At 44.6% G+C, this 20556-nt stretch carries 18 protein-coding genes; 4 read left to right on the top strand and 14 right to left on the bottom strand.

The window, feature by feature from the left end:
- Entirely contained in the window at positions 1 to 1020 is a 1020-nt protein-coding gene (locus tag H171_RS22390) for a substrate-binding domain-containing protein (protein WP_100307103.1), read from the bottom strand.
- Positions 1021 to 1230: 210 nt separating this feature from the next.
- Between H171_RS22390 and H171_RS22385 the strand changes: the two genes are divergently transcribed.
- Positions 1231 to 2205, top strand: a complete 975-nt coding sequence (locus H171_RS22385) for a serine hydrolase domain-containing protein (RefSeq protein ID WP_100307102.1) — start codon at positions 1231 to 1233, stop codon at positions 2203 to 2205.
- Positions 2206 to 2366: 161 nt separating this feature from the next.
- Here the strand turns inward: H171_RS22385 and H171_RS22380 are convergent, their stop codons facing one another.
- The 6 genes from H171_RS22380 to H171_RS22355 form a co-directional block, all read right to left on the bottom strand.
- Positions 2367 to 3323, bottom strand: a complete 957-nt coding sequence (locus H171_RS22380) for a glycosyltransferase family 2 protein (protein WP_100307101.1) — start codon at positions 3321 to 3323, stop codon at positions 2367 to 2369.
- A gap of 87 nt (positions 3324 to 3410) precedes the next feature.
- Complete coding sequence (locus tag H171_RS22375; RefSeq protein ID WP_100307100.1) at positions 3411 to 5015, bottom strand: DUF2142 domain-containing protein; 1605 nt, start codon at positions 5013 to 5015, stop codon at positions 3411 to 3413.
- On the bottom strand, positions 4996 to 5367 hold the full coding sequence (locus H171_RS22370; protein WP_038277537.1) for a DUF2304 domain-containing protein: 372 nt from the start codon (positions 5365 to 5367) through the stop codon (positions 4996 to 4998). Before H171_RS22370 ends, H171_RS22375 begins: the two co-directional genes overlap by 20 nt.
- Before the next feature lie 17 nt (positions 5368 to 5384).
- A complete protein-coding gene (locus H171_RS22365) occupies positions 5385 to 6080 on the bottom strand; it encodes a glycosyltransferase family 2 protein (protein WP_100307627.1) in 696 nt (231 codons plus the stop codon).
- The gene (locus H171_RS22360; RefSeq protein WP_242977052.1) at positions 6080 to 7387 is read right to left on the bottom strand and encodes a lipopolysaccharide biosynthesis protein; all 1308 of its coding nucleotides are present in this window, start codon (positions 7385 to 7387) and stop codon (positions 6080 to 6082) included. The genes H171_RS22365 and H171_RS22360 overlap by 1 nt, the downstream gene beginning before the upstream one ends.
- A 120-nt stretch (positions 7388 to 7507) precedes the next feature.
- The gene (locus H171_RS22355; RefSeq protein WP_100307099.1) at positions 7508 to 8950 is read right to left on the bottom strand and encodes a lipopolysaccharide biosynthesis protein; all 1443 of its coding nucleotides are present in this window, start codon (positions 8948 to 8950) and stop codon (positions 7508 to 7510) included.
- Between the two features lie 154 nt (positions 8951 to 9104).
- Here H171_RS22355 and H171_RS22350 point away from each other — a divergent pair, with 154 nt between their 5' ends.
- On the top strand, positions 9105 to 10556 hold the full coding sequence (locus H171_RS22350) for a L,D-transpeptidase (protein ID WP_100307098.1): 1452 nt from the start codon (positions 9105 to 9107) through the stop codon (positions 10554 to 10556).
- Between the two features lie 77 nt (positions 10557 to 10633).
- On the opposite strand, the gene H171_RS22345 is transcribed toward H171_RS22350, so the two are convergent.
- From H171_RS22345 to glf, 7 genes are all read right to left on the bottom strand, one after another.
- Complete coding sequence (locus H171_RS22345) at positions 10634 to 11620, bottom strand: glycosyltransferase (RefSeq protein ID WP_100307097.1); 987 nt, start codon at positions 11618 to 11620, stop codon at positions 10634 to 10636.
- A gap of 193 nt (positions 11621 to 11813) precedes the next feature.
- Positions 11814 to 12791 (bottom strand): ATP-grasp domain-containing protein, encoded by a 978-nt coding sequence (locus tag H171_RS22340; RefSeq protein WP_100307096.1) that lies wholly within the window; start codon positions 12789 to 12791, stop codon positions 11814 to 11816.
- A gap of 71 nt (positions 12792 to 12862) precedes the next feature.
- A complete protein-coding gene (locus tag H171_RS22335) occupies positions 12863 to 13969 on the bottom strand; it encodes a DegT/DnrJ/EryC1/StrS family aminotransferase (RefSeq protein ID WP_100307095.1) in 1107 nt (368 codons plus the stop codon).
- Positions 13970 to 13990: 21 nt separating this feature from the next.
- On the bottom strand, positions 13991 to 14911 hold the full coding sequence (locus H171_RS22330; RefSeq protein WP_100307094.1) for a glycosyltransferase family 2 protein: 921 nt from the start codon (positions 14909 to 14911) through the stop codon (positions 13991 to 13993).
- Between the two features lie 26 nt (positions 14912 to 14937).
- A complete protein-coding gene (locus H171_RS22325; protein WP_100307093.1) occupies positions 14938 to 15819 on the bottom strand; it encodes a glycosyltransferase family 2 protein in 882 nt (293 codons plus the stop codon).
- 12 nt (positions 15820 to 15831) lie between these two features.
- Positions 15832 to 16809, bottom strand: a complete 978-nt coding sequence (locus H171_RS22320) for a glycosyltransferase family 8 protein (RefSeq protein ID WP_100307092.1) — start codon at positions 16807 to 16809, stop codon at positions 15832 to 15834.
- A 109-nt stretch (positions 16810 to 16918) separates the two neighbouring features.
- Positions 16919 to 18019: a UDP-galactopyranose mutase gene (gene glf, locus H171_RS22315; RefSeq protein WP_100307091.1), complete on the bottom strand. Its 1101-nt coding sequence runs from the start codon at positions 18017 to 18019 to the stop codon at positions 16919 to 16921.
- A 205-nt stretch (positions 18020 to 18224) separates the two neighbouring features.
- On the opposite strand from glf, the gene H171_RS22310 reads away from it, so the two are divergent.
- The gene (locus H171_RS22310) at positions 18225 to 18977 is read left to right on the top strand and encodes a LytR/AlgR family response regulator transcription factor (protein ID WP_100307090.1); all 753 of its coding nucleotides are present in this window, start codon (positions 18225 to 18227) and stop codon (positions 18975 to 18977) included.
- A gap of 2 nt (positions 18978 to 18979) precedes the next feature.
- The gene (locus H171_RS22305) at positions 18980 to 20290 is read left to right on the top strand and encodes an ATP-binding protein (RefSeq protein WP_100307089.1); all 1311 of its coding nucleotides are present in this window, start codon (positions 18980 to 18982) and stop codon (positions 20288 to 20290) included.
- Positions 20291 to 20556 lie beyond the last annotated feature (266 nt).

The following is a 20556-nucleotide window of genomic DNA, read 5'->3' as shown; positions in this document are numbered from 1 at the left end:
CTAATTACTCATGAAATCTGACGTATTTTCCTTTGTCACAAACTGCAGGTCCACGCTGTAAAAGGAATTGGTCCTCCCGTCATGTATGGATTCGGTAAGAGCCTGCACACTGAATTTCCCCATCTGGTCGGTGTCAATGTAAAGAGTCATAGCCATCGTCCCCTTTCTCACCGCCTCTAAGGCTGCCTTTGATTTATAATAGCCGATGACCTGTGTCTTACCTACGCTGTTATAGTCTATGACCGCCTGATACACGGCCTCCGTATCCACCTCATCCATGCAGACAATAATGTCCGGGGGACCCTGGGGGTTCTGAAATAAGTTGCGCACAATTTCCTCAGCTTCAAATGCCCGTCCGGATGGGATCTTGATCTCTTCCACCTTAATCCGGTCCATAGTTTCCCTTGAAGTGACCATCCGGTTGTTGATCTGATTAAAAATCTGGGACTGGTTGCTGTCAATGGAATTGTCATGGAGGAGCATCATCACTCTGGCCTTCCGGGAATCCTGGGGTAAAATCTTTAAAATCTGATTACCATATTCCTGCCCCAGCTCATAGGAATTAATTCCAACATAGCTTTTCCGGTCCGTAGCAGGAGCATCGTTTAATATCGTTACCACAGGTATTCCTTTTGCAGCCGCTTCATTGATCCGTTCTTCCAGCTTCTCTTCTCCCGTAAATTCCAAAAGGATCCCATCTACCTTTGCCGCTATGCTCATGTCCATAAAATCCACAGCATTATATTCCGATGACTGATTCCTTCCCTTAAGTTCCACATAAGCATCGTGTAAGGCCGCTTCTTTCCGTACGCTCTGGTACACGTCATTCCAAAAATGAGAATCCAGGTCATTGATGATCATGACATAGTGGTACCGGTAGGTTCTGGTATTTTCCGCATGTTCAACCCCGATCCTTTTTAACACGAATCCGTAAAAGGAGGTGGTCAAAAGCGTAAGAAATACGATACTGGACAATCCCCCCAGAACCAGCAGCAGCAGGCTTTTCTTTCTGTTATCCATGGTTATCCCCTTTTTCATATAGCACTAGAACCATTATACTAAATCACGGGGAAAAAATAAATGGAAAACAGGCTGATTTTAACCGGACTGACAGAAAAGTTATCATAATTGTTAATATTTTAATTATTTAGAAATAGGTCTTGCAATTGATTTTTAATTGACCTATCCTAATCTTAAGGATATCCTTTATAACTTAAAGGAGGAAATTATATGAATCAGGAAAAAATGAAAGAGCTTGAAAAGACGATTAGCAGTGACTATAGCAATATCGCAGGCATACTTGTACAAAAAAATGGTGTAAAACTATATGAAAACTATTTTAATGGATATACCGCTGACAATGCCGTTCATGTTTTTTCGGTGACAAAGAGCGTATTTTCTGTATTGATTGGTATCGCTGTTGATAAGGGCTTTATCAAAAGTGCAGACCAGAAGGTATTAGACTTTTTCCCGGATTACACTGTTAAAGCAGGCGAAAAAACAATACAAGGAATTACGCTTAAGAATTTGCTTACCATGACGGCCCCATATAAATATAAGTCTGAGCCATACGAGGAGTTTTTCGCCAGCGATAACTGGGTAAATGCCGCCCTTGATTTCTTGGGAGGCGAGAAATATACAGGAGAATTCATGTATTCTCCCATCATAGGTACACATATCTTGTCAGGCATTCTCGTGAGAGCGACGGGGCAGCCGGTACTTGATTTCGCAGCAGAGAATTTATTCTCGCCGCTGGGAATCAAGGTTACTCGCAATGTGATACTGCGTAATAAAGAAGAGCATATCGCCGTTATGAATGATAAAAACACCAGCGGTTGGGTCGTTGATCCACAAGGGGTAAACACGGCAAGCTGGGGGCTCTTCCTGACGCCTTCGGATATGGCAAAAATTGGCCAATTGTATTTAAACGGCGGAATATGGGAAAACAAAAAAATTATATCAAAGAAATGGATAGAAGAAAGCACAAAGGAGCATATCAGGCTGGATCAGCTGTCTTATGGCTACCTGTGGTGGATATTTGATGATAAAGAACCTGTCTATGCAGCTTTGGGAGACGGGGGAAACGTAATTTACATCAATACAGAGAAAAAGATGGTTGTTTCTATCGCTTCTCTTTTTATGCCGGACGCCAAGGACAGGATCGGACTAATTATGGAGCGTATCGAACCTATATTTGAGGATTGATATGACGAATCCCCATGCGCTCCATGAATACCCAAATGCGGAGTCAAAGGCTGCACCATACCGAATAACCATATAATAGAAAATAGGCTCAAAGTATATCTTGAGCCTATTTTTTACATCATTGCAGTCCGGCTTTTTACCAGGCTGCTTTTCTCTGTGTTTTATCTTTCTCTTTTCCAATATTCCTTGTTCATAGTAAAGCTTAAAACCAGCCTCTTTGGCAGGCTGCGATACCGTTTTCCCATAAGAAATCCCATATATTTAAAACCGCTCTTTACAATTACTCCGGGAATGAGCCATGGTTTTTTTACTTTTACAAGCCAGGCGCAGGTCTTTTTCACAAGACGGATCCCCTCGCCTTCCGAGCGGATCCCCTTAAACACCTCCGGGTGGTCAGCCTGGGATACCGCAAGATCAAAATTACGTTTAAACTGGGTGATACAGCCGTAATTATGGGAATGGTACACGTTTGCATCGGCTGCATAGGCTACCGCCTGCCCCCGGTGTCTTACCGCATTTCCTGCATAAATCATGTCCTCATTAAAAATAGTCCGTTTAATAAATCCGTCGGCCTCCAAAAATGCAGCCCGGTCATAGGCGCAGCAGACATTTGAGGCAAAAAAGGTCTTGATTCCCAGCTCCTTTAGATCCCCGCCTGTTTTCACCCGGCTTTGTTCCGGGTAATTAAAGGAACGGGTATACTGCTCCGCCAGGGCACAGTCAGGATTCGGCAGCTGCCTACCATAGGCCATGACCACCTTTTCTCCATTTTTTCCTGTCTGATCAAGACCACTTACCAGCGCTCCTATTAAATTCCCGTCAGCCGGAACAGCATCATCGGTCATAAATACCATAATATCTGCCTCAGAATAGCCGGCTCCCTGGTTTCTGGTACCGCCATGGTCAAATTCCTCTTTTGCCACATGGTGTACTTCCAGATTGGGAACCCAGTCATATTCCTCATCCTTCCAATAGGACCGTTCCGTGTTCATGATGATGATCCGCCGGATAGGGTATGACTGTTCCCCCAGGCGTTTCAGCAAAAGCTGTAATTTCTCATCCGGTTTATATACGGGAATAATCACATCAACGGATTCTTCCTGCCTTTTTTCTTCCATTGCAATTTCCTACCTTCCAGTTAAATACACCGCGAGCAGCCGCCTAGATCAAGCGAGCATTCATTTGGCTCGTTGCCTTCGCATGAATCAGTAGCGCAGACACGCCGTGGAACAGATGCGTATCAGGGCATAGATGCTCACAAAGCATTCCAGATACCATGCACTTTTCCTTAAATCCATGTTTATGACCAGGCGTTTATCAAATACAACCAACAGCACAAGGGGCAGCAGGGGGATAAAATACCTTCCCTGGACACCTGTTATATAGGTAAGCTCCCTTGGCGTCCATCCTAAAAGCATGGAGGCAAGAACCAGACAGGCACTTAAAAACACCAGAATGACCATCCATAGCTTCTGTCCGCCAGATATAGGAGCTTCTTCCCCATCTCTCCTTATCACACTGACAAAGAGCACATACCACAAAATCATGAGACAGAAGGGAGGCACGGTCAGGTTCGGGTCCAAATTGCCCAGAAATCCTCCAAGCATCGTAGTCAGATAATAATCAAACTGGGTCACAAGGGTTTCATAATATACCTGAAAGATACGATAAGGTTGTTCCCACACATCCTGCAGTGTATATCCTGCCGCTTCACTCCAGCCCACATAGCTTTCCGTTGTGGTCGCCCACGCAGAAAGGACCAGTCGGTTTACCAAGAACACCGCCAGAACGACTGCAGTTATAACGCTTAAGACAGAGATCCAGTAATTCCTTTTTGACTTAAATTTAGAAGAAGGAATAAACAGGCAGATCCCGGCCACCGGCAGATAAACGATCTTTCCAGGCTCCAGAAGGATCAGCAAAAGCGCCAAAAGAACCGTATCCTTTACGGTCACTTTCTCTTTCTCAAAGGCTAAGTAAAAGCACCAGGCCAGAAAAAGCATGGACAGGCCGATAAAGGCCGTATCATAGGAAAAGGAAGCTGCCAGATGAAGGGTCATGGGAAGACACGATACCGTCATGATAAGCTCTTTTTTAAATGGCATGATCCTCACAGCCAGAGCTGCCATACCTGCAAAAGCAAGAAGATTGAACAGCCTGCCAAGATATACCAAAGGGATGTATCCCAGATGGAGCAGCCTGGCAAGGCAGATCCCAAGGGCCTGGGGTAAGTAAACCACAGGCGTAGTGTTCACCGGTATTTCATAGCGGACCGTCATTCCCTGGCTGTTATCAAGGGAAAACATCTCCTTAAGGACCAGGTTGTATGTGGCCCGTCCCACACTGGTATAAAGTCCTGGAGCATCGTCTCCGCTCCTCACCAGAACATTGGCTCCCCGGCTGATCCTCTCCTTTTCCTCCTCTGTTGCATGGGAAAGAAAGGAGTCATCTGCCACCGCCGGTTTTCCCATAAGCTGGCTGGAGAGCCGGTAAGCGCTGGTAAAATGGGCCGCCTCATCGGGCGTTGAAAAGGGGGTCAGAACCAGCATATAAAACAGCCCTAGAACTACCACGGTCCCTGGAAACAATAAGAAGGCTGGAGTCTTAACGATCCACAAAACTGCTCCCAGACACGCCAGAAATCCACAACCAAACACGATGATCCACCAATAAAAGCGGCGGACTTCCTCAAATTCCGGTGAGGGGATCCCCACAATAGTTTCCTCATAGGTTTTTATAAAGAGAAAGGCGAGAAAAAAACAGGTTCCCGCCGTAAGCCACAATCCCTTTTTATTCAGAATGAGCTTCATGATGACCTTCCTCCTTCTCCCTGGCATCTTCCCTGTCCAGAGCAAGCATCTGGATCAGCTCCGTCATTTTCCGCTCCAGCTGGGATATCTTGACAGACTGAAAGAAAACCTTTACCAACAGGATAAAAATCATGAAGGTAAAGATAAAATTGGCGGTGGAGTAGGTTCCCACCATCCGTGATATGAAATCAGCCAATGGAGGGAATAAGCTGAACACCACCAAAAGCAGGGCAAACATTACCCAAAAGATAGAATCCTCTATCTTCATCTTGGAATGGCGTATTCTTCTAAGTACATAAAACGTAAGCAATATGGAAACGCATATCAGTACGCAGCGAAGCAAAACTGTCATGTTCGTTCTCCCTTCCTTTATCTCCTGTCCCTAATGCGGAAGCTCTGTACCAGCAATATGGAAAACAGCATCTTTCCCATATACCGGGCCGCATTGACCGGATTTAAATAGCTCTCTCCCAGAATCCGTTCATCCATGATCACAGGGATTTCCGCTACTTTAGCCCCCTGGCTGATCAAATAGGAGATCGTATCCGGTTCCGGACCGTAATTTAAGCCATCGGCAAATTCCTTGATCATCTTCCTGCTGAACATGCGCATACCGGAGGTAGGGTCACTGACCTTTACCCCAGTGGTGAACCATATGGAGCCGCTTAAGAGTCTGCTCCCAAGCATCCGCATGGAATGGGGTTTCTTCCCTGTCATAAATCTGGAGCCGATAACAATATCATAGCCCTCATCCATCTTCTCTTTCATGGGAAGGATATATTCCGGCCGGTGCTGCCCATCCCCGTCAAACTGTATGGCATACCGGTACCCACGCCTGTGAGCATATTTAAGCCCGGTCTGGAACGCTCCTGCAAGTCCCAGATTCATGGGCAGGTCTATGATCTTCCAGCCATGTCTTCTGCAGATATCTGCTGTTTGATCGGTAGATCCGTCATTAATGATCACATAATCAAACATGGGATAGTTCGCAATGACGCCTCCTACCACGCGCTCAATATTTAAAGCCTCATTGTATGCAGGTATTACTACCAGTACCTTATCCATCATTTCTTCCGCTCCATTCTCTCTTTTACCCCTGCACCGCCCATGTTTCCGGGGTGTAACGGTATGCCAGCATGACGTTCCTCAGTAATAAAAATGCTGATTGCCTGTCCCATAAAGCAAAGCATGAGAATCAGCATTTCCAGCATATAAGAGAAGGCCGCCCCGTTGATCCCTCCCTCTCCCACCAGCCAGAAGGAGAGAAAGAAGGAAAGAATGCAGACCGGCACATAGCCAAAAAAGATTCCCTTCTGCTTTTTCATGATAACAAGCACATAATAAAACAGATTCATAACCGCAAAGAAACCGCCGCCCAGCACAATGAAAAGAAGTCCTGATTTATACGGTTTAAGTTCCACATTGGAAATGGCTCCCAGTACAGGAACCCCAATCGCCCAGGCTCCTGCCAGGGCAATGACCGTAAGAAGGAATATGATTCCGGAAAGCTTCTTTAGGCCGGTCTTAAATTCTACAAAGTTCCGTTCCTCCCACTGGTAAGACATCCTGGTCAAAAAGGGGCGGATCACAAAGTTAGCAGCCAGGTTAATGACCGAAGTCGGCATAAAAATAGCCACAAAAACAGCGTTGTCCGTGGAAGTCATCCGGGCATCCACCGCATATTTTGCCATGGCAAAGATAAGCCCGTCCAGAAAAACGGATAAAAACAGTAAAAAACTGTCCTGTAAAAGCTTCCACTGCCTGCCGGGCGTTCTGGTAAACACCATTCCTGGGACACTCTCCGCCATTCGTTTATCAAACAGCAGGATTCCTGCTCCCTGGGACAGGACCGCAACCACGCAGGAAAATACAAGCTCCCTTGTAATAGCAAGGGTTCCTAAAAAACAAAACACAGACAACAGGGTTCTAAATGCCATGGCCTGTCCTGTAAGATACAGCCGCCCGTTCCTCTGAAATTCCGATTCATACACATCTGCAAACCCGTCAAGCACCTTATAAAGCACCATCAAAAATACCACCAGCGCCTTTTGAACCGTATAGCCTGCCGACGGAGACAGGGTATTAAAAATGATATAGCAGGTTCCTAAAATGACTGCCATGGAACAGGTGGCGAACCGTGCCAGACGATATTCGGTAAATGTATAGCTTTGGCTTGTATCCGTGCTTTGCAAAGGCCGCATGCCAAAATAGGCCACCAAAAACATCTGCTGCCCAAATGTGCTGAATGCGAAGCCAAAGATCCCTCCCTGTTCTGTTCCTATGAGATGGTTGACCAGGGCCGTGAGTATCATACTGGAACCGGCATAAACCAGGCTTCCGATCATATTCCAGGCCACATTTTTTCGTTCCATTTAATTTCCTCTTATTTGTCCACGGCTTTGGGCATAATGGTATACCCACCGGTTATTTTCTCACAACGTTCCTTTATTCTACAATATCCGGCTTAAAAAGTAAACTTAAAACCTCCCCGGCTACTCTTTTACGATCCCGGAAATACGGCATAGGTACAAAAAAGCCTCCAGCCGGAACAACCAGGAAAGCCCTGCATAAACAACAACTCCTACCAGTATCTGTACAACCAGGGTTAGGAGTGTTCCTTCTATTACATATTGTACTCCGTATGAGAAGAGGCACATCACCGCTGATAAGAAAAGAGAAGGAAGTACATCCTTCCACTGCTCAAAAAAGCTGTAGTTTAAAAGCTTTTTATTGGGATAGGCATTGATAAAGGTACAGATGAAATCGGTCACTGCCCTTAAAGCAACCATGGTATATATCCCAAAGGGAATGCTGATCAGAAGAGCAGCCATGCTGACTGCCTTCTTTATTATTTCCAGCCTGAGGAATATCTCACTTTTCCCCATGGCATTGATGGCCTGCAGATTCGCCACATGTAGGGGCCAGGTTGCATAAGCTACGCACAATAGCCGCAGCATGGGGACACAAGGTAAATACCGTTCCGTCAAAAGCAGCTTAACCATAGGCTCAGCAACAGCAATCAAGCCGGCCATCATGGGAAATACCAGGTAAGAGCTGGTGACAATGGACCTTCTCACCATGCGCTTTAACCTATCCTTGTCCTCCTGGCAGGCCGAAAAAGCCGGAAGCATGACCGACTGGATAGCCGCCCCAAGATTGTTGGCAATCAGAGCAGGAAACTGGTTTCCTCTTGAGTATTGCCCCATCATGGCGGAATTATATAATTTCCCGATGACTAGCCCGTAAACATTATTAAATACTGTATCTATAAGGCCGGAACAAAGTATCTTCCAGCCATAAGAGAACAATTCCTTCGCCTTCTTAACGGAAAACAAAAGCCTTGGCCTCCACTTCACCAGAAATACCAGCATGACCATTAAGAAAAAGCTGTAGAAAAACTGCTGCATGGCAAGAGACCACAGCCCCAGTCCCCTGTATGCCAGAAATACGCCGATGATACCGGAGCAAAGGGCGGCAAAAAGGCTTGCCAGACAAAGCTTCCGAAACTCCATATTCCTGGCGACCACAGCAGACTGTACGGAGGTCACGGCACCAAAAAACAGGGTCACAGAAAGGACCCGGAGCACGTTCGTAAAAACAGGCTGTCCGTAAAAAGAAGCTATGGCCGGAGCCGAAAAAAAGAGAATTACATATAAAACAAGAGCAATGGCTCCGCTGATATAAAATGCAGAGGAATAATCAGCCTCATCCACCGTCCGTTTCTGGATCAGGGATGTATTAAAACCGCTTTGGACAAACACATTTCCAATGGTAATAAATATCATGATGAGCATGACTTCCCCGGACTCTGCCGGTGTCAGCATCCTGGCAAGCAGAACCGAAACAAGGAACTGAATCCCCTGTGTACCCCCGTTTTCCATCACTTTCCAGAACAGACCGGAAAGGACCTTATTTTTCATATTTTCCTGGTACATACTGGCTTTTCTCCTTGCTTTACCAATTTACAATTACGCCTTATTGTACTATATTCCCCAATAAATGTAAATCGTATATAGCATTTTGAACTTACTTGTGTTAGAGTATAAAGGAATATAATTTTCATTTTTAGAATTCAGGAGGTTTTAAATTATGCGTAAACTGACACGAAGCCTGACGCTTCTCTGCCTGACGGCTGCTCTTGTTTCCGGACAGGCCTCCCTTGCATGGGCAGATGAAGCATATGGACCGGGATTTAAGAATGGTGTCCCCATCAGTCAGAGCGACGGGCAGTCTGAAGATCAGAACCAGGCGAACACCCAGACGCAGGAAGGCGTAACTACAGATGAAGCGGAAAACGCTTTGGCAAATGCCGGTATAGACATTGGAAAAGAAGGGGAAGGCGGCGGTGAAGACGGCGAGGTAGATGAAGCCACCAGAGCTGCTCAGGAAGCGTTAAAGGCCAATTTCCCACGTCTCCAGACTACCGTTATGGTCGGTGACAGCAACTGGTCACAGCCATTTGTAAATGATGCATGGATCACAAATAACGGACAGGGCTTTCACGGGATGTCCACCTTTCTTACCAACATTGTTGGAAACGTGCTTTACCGGACCTATACCTCCAGCACCGGCTGGTCTCCATGGGTTTTAAACGGACAGCAGACTACCAACTATGCCAATGACATAAACATCGAAGCAGTACAGATGAGGTTTTCCGGTTATGTGAATAACCAGTTCGACCTCTATTATACCGCACAGTTGGAAGACGGGACCACCATGGACTGGGCAAAAAATGGGACCACCACAGGAACCATGGGAACCGGTCATTACATAACAGGGCTGAGAATGGCCTTTTACACCAAGAACTCCCAGTTCCCTTATGCCACGGAGAAGCCTCTGATTTCCGCCGTTGCAGACGGAATGCGGCTGATCGATGGCGGCCTCCGTTACTTTAACGGCGATGGAACATCCTTCACCGGCTGGGCATGGGCAGGCAATGATCGTTACTATTTCCAGGATTCCTATCCGGTGACCGGCTGGCAGTATCTTGACGGCTACAAATATTATTTTGACGAGTCCGGAAGAATGCTCTCTGACTTAGAGCCAATTATCGGCGCTAAGGGACCATTCCTCATCAGCATCAACAAGACCATGAACTGCATGACCATCTTCGCCAAAGATGGGAACAACGGTTTTATTATTCCGTTAAAATCCTTTTTGACCTCTACCGGACCGGATACCCCTCTTGGGACATACCAGACTCCGGAAAAGTACCGCTGGAGGGATATGAATCACGGAATCTTTACCCAGTACGCAACCCGTATCTGGAAAGGCTTCTTAATTCATTCCATTCTGTACAGCAAACCTAACAATATGACGCTGGATCCGATGACTTATAATTATATGAGCATTGCTCAGTCAGCGGGATGCGTCCGGCTCCTCTCCGGAGATGCCAAGTGGGTATATGATCACTGTGCGATTGGTACTACCGTTACGATTTACGAATCACCGGTTCCAGGCCCCTATGAGAGACCGGCCATTGAACAGATCATACCCGAAACCCAGACCTGGGATCCTACCGATCCTAATATTGCAAGATAACCTGGGTAGATAAATTTATAATAAAATGCATGGGCAGGATACGGATTATACCGGATCCTGCCCATATTTTTGCTGCCTTACCGTTTCTTTCCCAGGAATATCTTCCTTAATAGCTCATAGGCTCCCGGAGCCCGGTACTCAGCCTGAATAAAGAACCTGGTTCTTGGCGTCAATTCTTTATAATACCTGGTGTACTCCGGGTTCACGATCTCCTTAAACTGCCTGGTATTGACCATGGTATGATAATAAGTCCGTTTTGCCGCACTATCTGCAGCTTCCTTTAAACGGCCCTCTGTGGCAGCGTTAAATTCCTCATATACCTTTTTCATCCGCTCCCAGTAAATCTTCTGCTTTTTGGCGTAATTTCCGTTTTTTCCTTCCATGGTCCAGGAGCCTGCTACTCCCACCCGGTAGGCACTCATAGGTTCATCCATGTAATAGCCGTACCCTTTTTCAGCCGCCATCATCTGCAGTGGAGTATCTCCCACTGGGCAATCCACGTAATAATCCGGAAGTTCTTTCACAAGGCGGGATGGAAATGCCATGGAGGACATGGCATAACCGGAAGGCTTATCCACGATCTCTTCCGGCGTGATCACTTGATTTCTCCTGTATGGACGCATCTGTTTTTCTGTCAGAGCCTTTCCCACCAGTTCGATTTTAGCACTGTGTATACAAAGGGTGCAGTCCGGATGGGCCTCCATGTAATCCACCTGCTTTTGCATCTTATCCGGTGTCGTCCAATAATCATCTCCGTCACACATGAAAATGTATTTACCTTTGACCCGGGGGAAATTAAACGCTCCGCTGATATTGTCGATTCCCTGAGAATACTGGTTCTCTGTCTGTATGAGGGGTTTCACCTTATCCGGGTATTTTTCAGCATATTCTCTTAAGATATCCCCTGTTCCATCGGTAGAAGCATCATCATGGACCAGAATCTCAAATTCAAAATCCGTCTTCTGCATGAGAAAGCTGTCCAAGGCCTGCCTGATATAAGCCCCATGGTTAAAGGTCACACAATTAATGCTGGCCATTATGTTTGATTCGGAACTGCCGTTCATTCCTATCCGCCCTTTCCTGCATCTGCTTTTGTAATATAACTTATCTGAACTTATGCGCAAGTTCAGATAAAAGGGCTGCTTTTTAGCCCGTCCATCCGATTATGGGAGTTGCTTTTTGCTTCCCATAATATAGTTATCTGAACTTGCTGCGCAAGTTTAGATAAAAGGGCTGCTTTTTAGCCCGTCCATCCGATTATGGGAGTTGCTTTTTGCTTCCCATAATATATTCCTCATATTTTCTTGCAATATACATGCCTGTAATTTCTTTTAAGGGTTCTATGGCCTCCCCGGTAAAGCATCTTAAATGGTTGGTAACACAATCGTATCCTGCCAGACAGGAAAACTCTACGCCGCCGGAAAAACGGGGATTGCACTCCAGCATATGATAAGATCCATCCTCTGTCTGAATGAACTCAAAGTTCACGCAGCCATTGATATCTAGGGCATTGGCTATATCCCTGCATGTGGCTTCCAGAACCGGGTCCAAAAACACCAGAACCGAGGTTCCTGCTCCATTTGGGGTCCGCAAAAGCTCCTTCCGGCACACGGCAACGCTCTTTCCTGTTTCTGCCTGCCTTACCACGTCCACGGTAATGATGCTTCCCTGATAATAGGGCTGTACGATCAGCCCCTCAGTGTCTCCGCATTCCAGAAAGCCATTCATCTCGTCAAGGGAATGGATATAGCGGAGCCCCTGACTGCTTCTCCCGTTAAAGGGTTTGATGACCGCTGGATAGGAAAGGTGCTGCGGGTCGGCCTCTAAAAGCTCCAGAGTGGGAATAGGGTTACCTATGCCCTTTTCCATAAGAAAACGGTGCAGCTTCCTTTTATCCCTGCACAGGAGAAGGGTTTCCTCCGATGACAGACATAACTTCACCGAAGCAAGAGCCAGTTCGTCCCTGTAGCGGTTCCACACGTCAACCTCCACATCCGTAAGTACGATCAACAATTTTGCCTGTTCCTCCTTGCATATCTTCAGGATGGAGTTCACATACCGTTTCTCGTCTGTTGCAAGGGGAACCTGGTAAAAGGATGCCACATTCCCGGAATCTGCAATCCATTCTGCCGGATAAATATCACAGCCAACTACCCGGAAACCGCTTTTTATTAAGTTTTTTATAACTATATCCGCCGAAAATGACCCAATCGCTGTCACCAGTGCTGTATTCATAATTTCCTCTTTTCCGCTCTGTTTCCCAGGGCATATAGGTATCCCTGTAAGGGTACCGCCTTCCTTTCTTCCTATCTGGCACCTAATATAATGGCGCAGATGCGGTCGACCTGATCCAGGGAAAGTTCAGCATATAAAGGCAGGGTCAGTACGCTGTCTGCCGCTTTTTTTGCCACAGGAAGATGTACATTTGAAAACCGCTCCCGATAGCATTCAAAGTCAGTGATCAGAGGATAAAAATATTTTCTCGCAAAGATATGGTGATCAGCCAGCAGCTCATATACCTCATTTCGTGTTAAAGAGAAGCCGTCAAAGGCTACGGGAAAATAAGCATAATTCTGGCGGATCCCTTCTTTGGGGCTCATCAGATGGATTCCCGGTACTCCCGCCAAATGTTTCCGGTACCGTTCCGTCACAAGCCTGCGCTTTTCAATGTTAGCATTCACATGGCGAAGGTTACAGATACCCATAGCCGCCTGAAACTCATTCATTTTTGCATTGCCGCCGATGTACTCTACGGTCTCCTTGCCGGTAATGCCGAAATTTTTTAAATAATTGAACAAAATCTCTAAGGACGGATCCTGAAAGGTCACAGCACCGCCTTCAATGGTATTAAACACCTTTGTGGCATGAAAGCTGAACATGGAAGCGTCTCCGTAGGTCCCGATCCCTCTCCCATTTACTTCTACACCAAAGGCATGGGCGGCATCATAAATTACCTTTAAATTATGTTTTTTCGCGATTCTTTCAATTTTATCTACATCACAGATATTTCCATAAACATGAACCGGTAAAATGGCGGTCGTCTTTTCCGTAATCAGCGCTTCAATCTTATCCGGATCAATGGTATAATCCTCCTCCCGGATATCGCAGAACACAGGAGTTAAATTATTTCTTACAATGGCATGGGAGGTGGAAGCAAAAGAAAACGGGGTGGTGATCACCTCACCGGATAGATTCATGGCCTGAAGCGCCATTTCAAGAGCCATATGTCCATTGACAAACAAAAGCAGCTTCTGTACCTTTAAATACTCCTTTAACTGCTCCATCAGTTTTTCATGAAATTCTCCCATATTCGTCATCCAGGCAGTTTCCCAGATCGGCTTGATCTCTTCTATGAATTCTTCATAGGAAGGCATGGAAGCCCTCGTCACTAATATGTCCTCTATGTTGTCCATGCGTTATCCTCCATTTTCCGGTCAGATGGAAAACATCTGGCCCAGCGTCCGTATATGGGTGCTTTTCATTAATTTGTATTTCCAAATCGTATAAATCTTTTCCGCCCTGTTTTTTTCGGGCAGTTCGATAAAATGTTCCAGAATCACTCTTTGCTCTGTGGACATCTCATTTCCATAAAGTTTTAAAAACATCTGAGCCTGCACAAACATTTTCCTGTAATTTTCCCGTACCGAATCCTGATTGCGGATCCGCTCCGCATATTGCTCCCTGCCGCTTTTGGATCCCATCTGATTTTCTCCATGCTGCCGGTATAGGACCAGGGGACGGTCAATATAGGATATCCTTCCAAAACAGCTTGCCAAAAGCCCCAGCCACCAGTCATGCATAACGCATTCCCTGGGAACATCAGCCAGGAATCCCAAAAAAGCCTTGTTGATCATGACTGTATTCCCTGTAATGTTATTCTCAACCAGATAATGGCTGAACCGGTTATCATGAACCGCAATTTTCTGGTATTCCGCCATTGATTTGTGAAGAATGCTGCCCTCCTTATCGGTTACCGATAAGTCGCCATGGACCAGAAGCGGTACCTCTTCTCCCCATTCCGCTTCCAGCTTCTTCATTTCCCTTAAAGTGACCTCAACCTTATCCGGCAACCATACATCATCCTGGTCACACAACATGATATACTCATCAGTTGCCAGCTTAAGCAGGCGGAAGAAATTATTCTGGGCACTGCCGGATCTTTCGCTGTTCCTAAGACATCTCACCCGGCCCGGATATCGTTCTTCATATTCCCGGATAATGGCAGGGGTATCGTCTGTAGAAAGATCGTCGGAAATCACGATGGATAGACCGGAAAACGTCTGGTTTAAAATAGATTCCAGCTGCTCCCGTATATATTTTTCACCGTTATAGGATGCAAGCAGCACCGAGACCATATCTTTTCCCCCTTTCCGCGTTTCATCTACCAGGACAATCCCACGATCTTTGTCAAAAACCAGATCTCAGCCATGAGAAATGCCAGGAAAGCCTTTACAAGACATTCCTGGAACTGGTTGATCCCCAGATAGTTTTTATAATAGTGAAGCTTGCTCTTATGAAGAATTGCCTGCTTCTTTAAAATAGATTTCACATTTTTATTAATAGATACGGAATGAAGGTGTACATAGGACTGGTTCAGAAGAAGTACCGTCCCGTATCCCTTTTTCTTTAGCTGAAATCCGAGTATCTTTTCTTCATAATAAAGAAAGACTTCTTCATCATAAAGACCGCTTTCCATCAGAGCACTAATATCAGCCATAAAAAGGGAGCCGAGCACAGCATCTACATAAACGTACCGCTCCTTTTCTAAATCCGCCTTAAGTTCCGGCCGGTCATTCAGCCAGCGGGCAAAAATACGTCTTGTAATTAGGCCGGTGTCCAGAAGGTCGCCCATCAGGCCGTTAATATGCCAGCTTGACAGCGCCACCTCTCCCGCTCCATCCCTGGTGACTGCTGCCGCAACTCCCAGCCGGCTTATCTTTAAAAAGGAATCCTTCATGGCCTGTATACATCCTTCTGTAACCTTAACATCAGGATTTGCTATGAGCACATGGGAAGCGTGAAGCGTCCCATATGCATACCGGATCCCCTGATTATTGCCGTAGCCGTATCCCCCGTTCTTTTCCGTGGAGATAAGATGGACCTTTCCGCCCGCAACTGCCTGAAGCCTTGATACAGAATCATCGGTGGAGCAGTTGTCCACGATCACGATAGAATCCAGGATTTTATAATTTACTATGGTGGTTACCAGGCTTATGGTGGTTTCCGGATCATTATAATTAAGAATGATACAGCTAATGTTCATATCCGCTCCTCTTTAAGAACCTTTTCTGGAATTGATTACCCGCATCCCAAACCTGGAGCTTACAAAGTCTCTCACAGCAGGACATAAAAAGGTGGCGTAATCCATCAGGTGATAAGCAGCCATATAAAGACGGCTTCCCTTTTCCTTAGGTGTTCCGGCCCATGGCGTAAGTGATAGATAATGATCATAAGCCCTGCGGTAATGGTTTAAATTCCCCTCTTTCCAGGGCCTTTCATCCCCCATAAAGTGGAGGATCGCAGGGTGTTTTTTTGCCCCTAGAAACCTTTTTGGCCCAAGCTTTCCATACACAGGAGACAGCCTTACCAGATGGCTGTACCGGTAATATCGGTAATTGGTAAAAAAGTTATATCGGGGAGATAAGGGTTTTATCCTTCCCTTTAACGCCCCGTTAATGGTATCCTGATCTCCTGCAAACAGCTTCCCGCCCATGGAACAGTAAAAGTCCAGAAGCTGCTTTTGGGCGTTTTCCTCTCTCCAACGGGTCATATCAATGAGGAGAACTCCGGAATTAAAATAAGGAGCTTCGGGCAAAAGACCGATTTCTTCTTTAATGGAAGGGTATATGGTAGGTTCCATGACCGCTCCTAAAAGGAAGGTCCCAAGCTCCTTTTCCCATAGGTTTTTTAAGGAAGACAGCACTACCGTATCACAGTCTAAATACAGCACACGGTCCGTTACCTCCGGAAGAACCTCTCCCATAAACAGGCGGGCCATAATGCTTAAGTCAAAACCGCCCGTATCAACTTCATAGGAAAAGCGCTCCTTTAAGTCTCCCAGCTCCACGACCGTCAGTTCCCGGCCAAACCTATCTGCCACGGTCTTAAGCCGTTCTTTCGTCTCTCCGGACAGGCTCATGGACAAAACATAGATATGGATGTCACCCATGTCCCTGTTATGATCTAAAAGGGAATAAAGGGATACGGCCAGATGCCTGGCATAATTATCGTTGGAAGCGTATACAACGTTCATAGATTCCTCCAGTTTACGTACGTTTCAGGGCATGGAAAATCCAGCCCTGGTTCCGTAGTATTGTACTATATCTGCCATAAAAAGTAAACAGCTATGCCTGTAAGCAGGATCAGCCCAATTCCTCTTCTGCCCGGTTCATGGCTGATTCAATGACCTTGTCCATATCGTAGTATTTGTATTCTCCTAACCGTCCGCCGAAAATCACATGATCTTCTGTTTCAGCCAAAGCTGCATATTTTAAGAATAATCCCTGATTTTTTTCATCGTTTACCGGATAATAGGGCTCCATGCCCTCGGTCCAGTCTACCGAATATTCCCGGGTTATCACAGATTTAGGCTGAGTTCCGAATTCAAAATGCTTATGCTCAATGATCCTGGTATAAGGAGTTTCCCGGTCCGTGTAGTTAACGACTGCCACCCCCTGGTAATTGTCCGTATCCACGACCTGGGTTTCAAACCGCAGGCTGCGGTATTCCAGCTTTCCAAACTGATATCCGTAATAAGCATCAATGGTTCCGGTATAAATCACCCGTTCTCCCAGCCCATCATAATATTCCTTATTTTCCAGATAATCTACATTCATTTCCACGTCGCAGCCTTCAAACAGCTTTTCAATCATCACATTATATCCGCCTATGGGAATTCCCTGGTATAAGTCATTGAAGTAGTTGTTGTCATAGGTAAAGCGAACGGGCAGGCGTTTGATGATAAAAGAAGGAAGATCCTTGCAGTCTCTGCCCCACTGTTTCTCCGTATAGCCTTTCACCAGCTTTTCATAAATATCCCTGCCCACAAGGCTGATCGCCTGCTCCTCTAAGTTCCGGGGTTCTCCGGTTATAGAAGCCTTCTGCTCTTCGATCTTTGCCTTTGCCTCCGCAGGAGTTGATATTCCCCACATCTTGCTGAAGGTGTTCATATTAAAGGGCATATTGTACATTTCACCCTTGAAATTTGCTACCGGGCTGTTGGTATAGCGGTTAAACTCTGCCAGGTCATTGACAAACTGCCAGATCTTCTTGTTGCTGGTATGGAAAATATGGGCTCCGTAACGGTGTACGTGAATTCCTTCTGTTTCCTCGCAGTAAATGTTGCCTCCCATGTGGTCCCTCTTCTCAACCACAAGGCACTTTTTCCCTTTTTGCTTTGCCAGATATGCGAAAACGCCGGAATAAAGCCCGCCGCCTACCAGCACATAATCATATTTTTTCATGGTTTCCTTCTCCTGTCTCGGTTATAAACTGTCTACATTATACTAAAACCACTTAGAAAAGTAAATGTATGTGCTTATTTCCTTCAAGAGGATAAATAGAAAAGTGAATTATATAAGTGATTTATTTGCCAATCTAACTTATTGGAGGTAGAATACCGATATACTTGCTAGATACAAAAGAATAAAGCTATAGGAGGATGGGGTTATGTTTAAAGTAGCAATTTGCGATGATGAACAGAATGAAGCTGCGGTAATTAAACAGATTGTAGAAGAATTTATGAAAGATCATGGAATTCTTTACAGCATTCAGACGTTTCATTCTGGTGAGGATCTGACAGCCTCCTCTGTAAGCTTTGATTTCGTCTTTCTGGATATTTCTATGGGAGGAATGAATGGAATTGAAGCGGGAATGAAATTATACCAGAGAAACAAAAAGGTCAGGATCATTTATATTACAGGGTTTAATGGATACTGCAGCGATGCGATTAATCATGCACATGCATTTGCCTATTTGCCAAAACCTGTTGATAGGGAACAATTATTAGGTCATATCAGTGAACTGGTACAGGTCATAGGATTGGACCGGGGAAATGATATTGAGATCGTATTGTCAAATGTAACAGAAATAAGCGAAAACGGGGGAAAAGAATATCCAGCTATAAAAGTATCAGTTTCAAAAATTCTTTATTTTGAATATGTAAAAACTGCACGTAAAATCAGAGTAAAAACAATTAAAAAAACGTATGAGTATATTGGGACAATGACAGATGTGGAGCAGAGAATGGAAATATATGGATTCGGAACCTGCTACCGCGGGGTGATTGTAAATTTTGAACATGTGGCAAAAGTAAAAGGAGATATTGTCTTTTTAAATACTGGCGAAAGGCTGCCTTTATCGCAAAAACGGGTAATTGCCTTTAAAGAGCAGTTAAACAATTATGTTCACAGGAGTATTTAACAATGGAAAATAATATATTGTTTTTATCTGGAATCATAGTATCGTGTCTGGTTACAACAATAGTAATTTTTCAATTTATGGGCAGCAGGCATAAAAAGGCATTACATAATAAACAGTTCTATTTTCTCGTTCAAATAGGGGTCAGTATATTTTTAATGGGCATTAATTTATTGCAGCGGCCTTTGGTAAATATGCTGAGTTGGGTTATTTCGTATGGTTTAGTAAGCTATTTCTTATATTTTGATGATTTTGATAAACCGATACGAAGGGTTTTAGAAGCGGAAATAATGGTTTTGGTCTTTGCCGTGTGCGAAGCCGCAGGGGTAGCCTTGCTTGACTTTATATTATGGAAAATGCATATGCTTCCATTGGAGCCGGGGGTTGAAACCTTTCTTAATATGACATTTTCAAAGTTTGTTTTACTGTTTATGTATTATACTTTTATTTCTCCAATATGGGGGAGAAACGAAAAAGTCAAATTTACCAAATCACAGTATGTTCTTCATTTTATTATTGCCATTTTCAGTTTTATTAACATGGTTGTAATTGGAGTTTCCTTTGGGAAAATAAGAGGTGAAAGCATGGGTCTTATTATGCTGGTCAACATGGGATTCATTATATTTGCAGATATGTATTTTTTATATTTTATACGGTTTATGGAGGATAATTATCAATTAAAGGTAAAACTGGAATTATTGGAACAGCAGGCGACTATGCAGTATAAATATTATTTACAACAGGAAAAGAAGCATCAGGAATCGCTTAGTATCCTTCATGATGTTGACAAGCATATAGCGGTAATGGAAGGGCTTTATCATGGGGATAATAAGGAGGGGACAATAAATTACATTAAAGAGATCAATACGATTTTAAAGCCTTTGATCCCACAACAGCTGACCAACAATGGGATTTTAAATATTCTTTTCAATGATAAAATACAAAATACTGAAAAATTACATATAGATTTGCAATTTGAAATCGGAAATGTTGACTTAAGCTTCATGAATCCAATGGACATTACTACAATTTTTGGTAATTTATTGGATAATGCCATTGAAGCTTGTACGCAAGTGACCGGAACTCCATGGATAAGGGTAAAAATAAGTCCTTATTATGAAATGATTGCAATTAAAGTTGAGAATACTTCAAATAACATAGACAGATGGAATGAGGGCAGGCCGGTATCTCAAAAGGGGGCGAATCACGGAATCGGATTAAGCAATGTTGAGCGCGCAGTAGGAAAGTATGATGGTTCTATGAATCTTAGCAGTGAAAATGGAATATTCCAGTGCAATGTATTGATAAATATGTAGGAATGACCGAATTGATTTCCTCAATTGTAAAATAACTTTCCCGTCTGAAAGGGAAAGATAGGTACAAATATTGGAAAATAGCATAGAGAAATTCGTGTTACATAAAGGCAGGGCGCAGTCCCTGCCTTTATGATATATTGAACTTAGCCGGTGATATTCAATTTATCCCCATAATGTATGCAAGTATAGAAAAGGATGCAGAAGAAAAAAAGTATGTGGAACATTGCTAACAATTTGAGGAAGAAGTGTTTACCAGCAGGTTTAAA

Source organism: [Clostridium] celerecrescens 18A (assembly GCF_002797975.1).
In the GTDB taxonomy this organism is placed as follows: domain Bacteria; phylum Bacillota; class Clostridia; order Lachnospirales; family Lachnospiraceae; genus Lacrimispora; species Lacrimispora celerecrescens.
This window is presented reverse-complemented; position numbering and strand designations above follow the sequence as displayed.

Excerpts from the sequence above, each read along its gene's own strand:
- H171_RS22380 (WP_100307101.1), bottom strand. The coding sequence starts at position 3,323 with ATGGAAGAAAAAAGGCAGGAAGAATCCGTTGATGTGATTATTCCCGTA.
- H171_RS22330 (WP_100307094.1), bottom strand. The coding sequence starts at position 14,911 with ATGGTCTCGGTGCTGCTTGCATCCTATAACGGTGAAAAATATATACGG.
- H171_RS22345 (WP_100307097.1), bottom strand. The coding sequence starts at position 11,620 with ATGAACGGCAGTTCCGAATCAAACATAATGGCCAGCATTAATTGTGTG.
- H171_RS22325 (WP_100307093.1), bottom strand. The coding sequence starts at position 15,819 with ATGAACATTAGCTGTATCATTCTTAATTATAATGATCCGGAAACCACC.
- H171_RS22375 (WP_100307100.1), bottom strand. The coding sequence starts at position 5,015 with ATGAAGCTCATTCTGAATAAAAAGGGATTGTGGCTTACGGCGGGAACC.
- H171_RS22335 (WP_100307095.1), bottom strand. The coding sequence starts at position 13,969 with ATGGACAACATAGAGGACATATTAGTGACGAGGGCTTCCATGCCTTCC.
- H171_RS22320 (WP_100307092.1), bottom strand. The coding sequence starts at position 16,809 with ATGAACGTTGTATACGCTTCCAACGATAATTATGCCAGGCATCTGGCC.
- glf (WP_100307091.1), bottom strand. The coding sequence starts at position 18,019 with ATGAAAAAATATGATTATGTGCTGGTAGGCGGCGGGCTTTATTCCGGC.
- H171_RS22310 (WP_100307090.1), top strand. The coding sequence starts at position 18,225 with ATGTTTAAAGTAGCAATTTGCGATGATGAACAGAATGAAGCTGCGGTA.
- H171_RS22370 (WP_038277537.1), bottom strand. The coding sequence starts at position 5,367 with ATGACAGTTTTGCTTCGCTGCGTACTGATATGCGTTTCCATATTGCTT.
- H171_RS22390 (WP_100307103.1), bottom strand. The coding sequence starts at position 1,020 with ATGGATAACAGAAAGAAAAGCCTGCTGCTGCTGGTTCTGGGGGGATTG.
- H171_RS22340 (WP_100307096.1), bottom strand. The coding sequence starts at position 12,791 with ATGAATACAGCACTGGTGACAGCGATTGGGTCATTTTCGGCGGATATA.
- H171_RS22360 (WP_242977052.1), bottom strand. The coding sequence starts at position 7,387 with ATGGAACGAAAAAATGTGGCCTGGAATATGATCGGAAGCCTGGTTTAT.
- H171_RS22350 (WP_100307098.1), top strand. The coding sequence starts at position 9,105 with ATGCGTAAACTGACACGAAGCCTGACGCTTCTCTGCCTGACGGCTGCT.
- H171_RS22365 (WP_100307627.1), bottom strand. The coding sequence starts at position 6,080 with ATGGATAAGGTACTGGTAGTAATACCTGCATACAATGAGGCTTTAAAT.
- H171_RS22355 (WP_100307099.1), bottom strand. The coding sequence starts at position 8,950 with ATGTACCAGGAAAATATGAAAAATAAGGTCCTTTCCGGTCTGTTCTGG.
- H171_RS22385 (WP_100307102.1), top strand. The coding sequence starts at position 1,231 with ATGAATCAGGAAAAAATGAAAGAGCTTGAAAAGACGATTAGCAGTGAC.
- H171_RS22305 (WP_100307089.1), top strand. The coding sequence starts at position 18,980 with ATGGAAAATAATATATTGTTTTTATCTGGAATCATAGTATCGTGTCTG.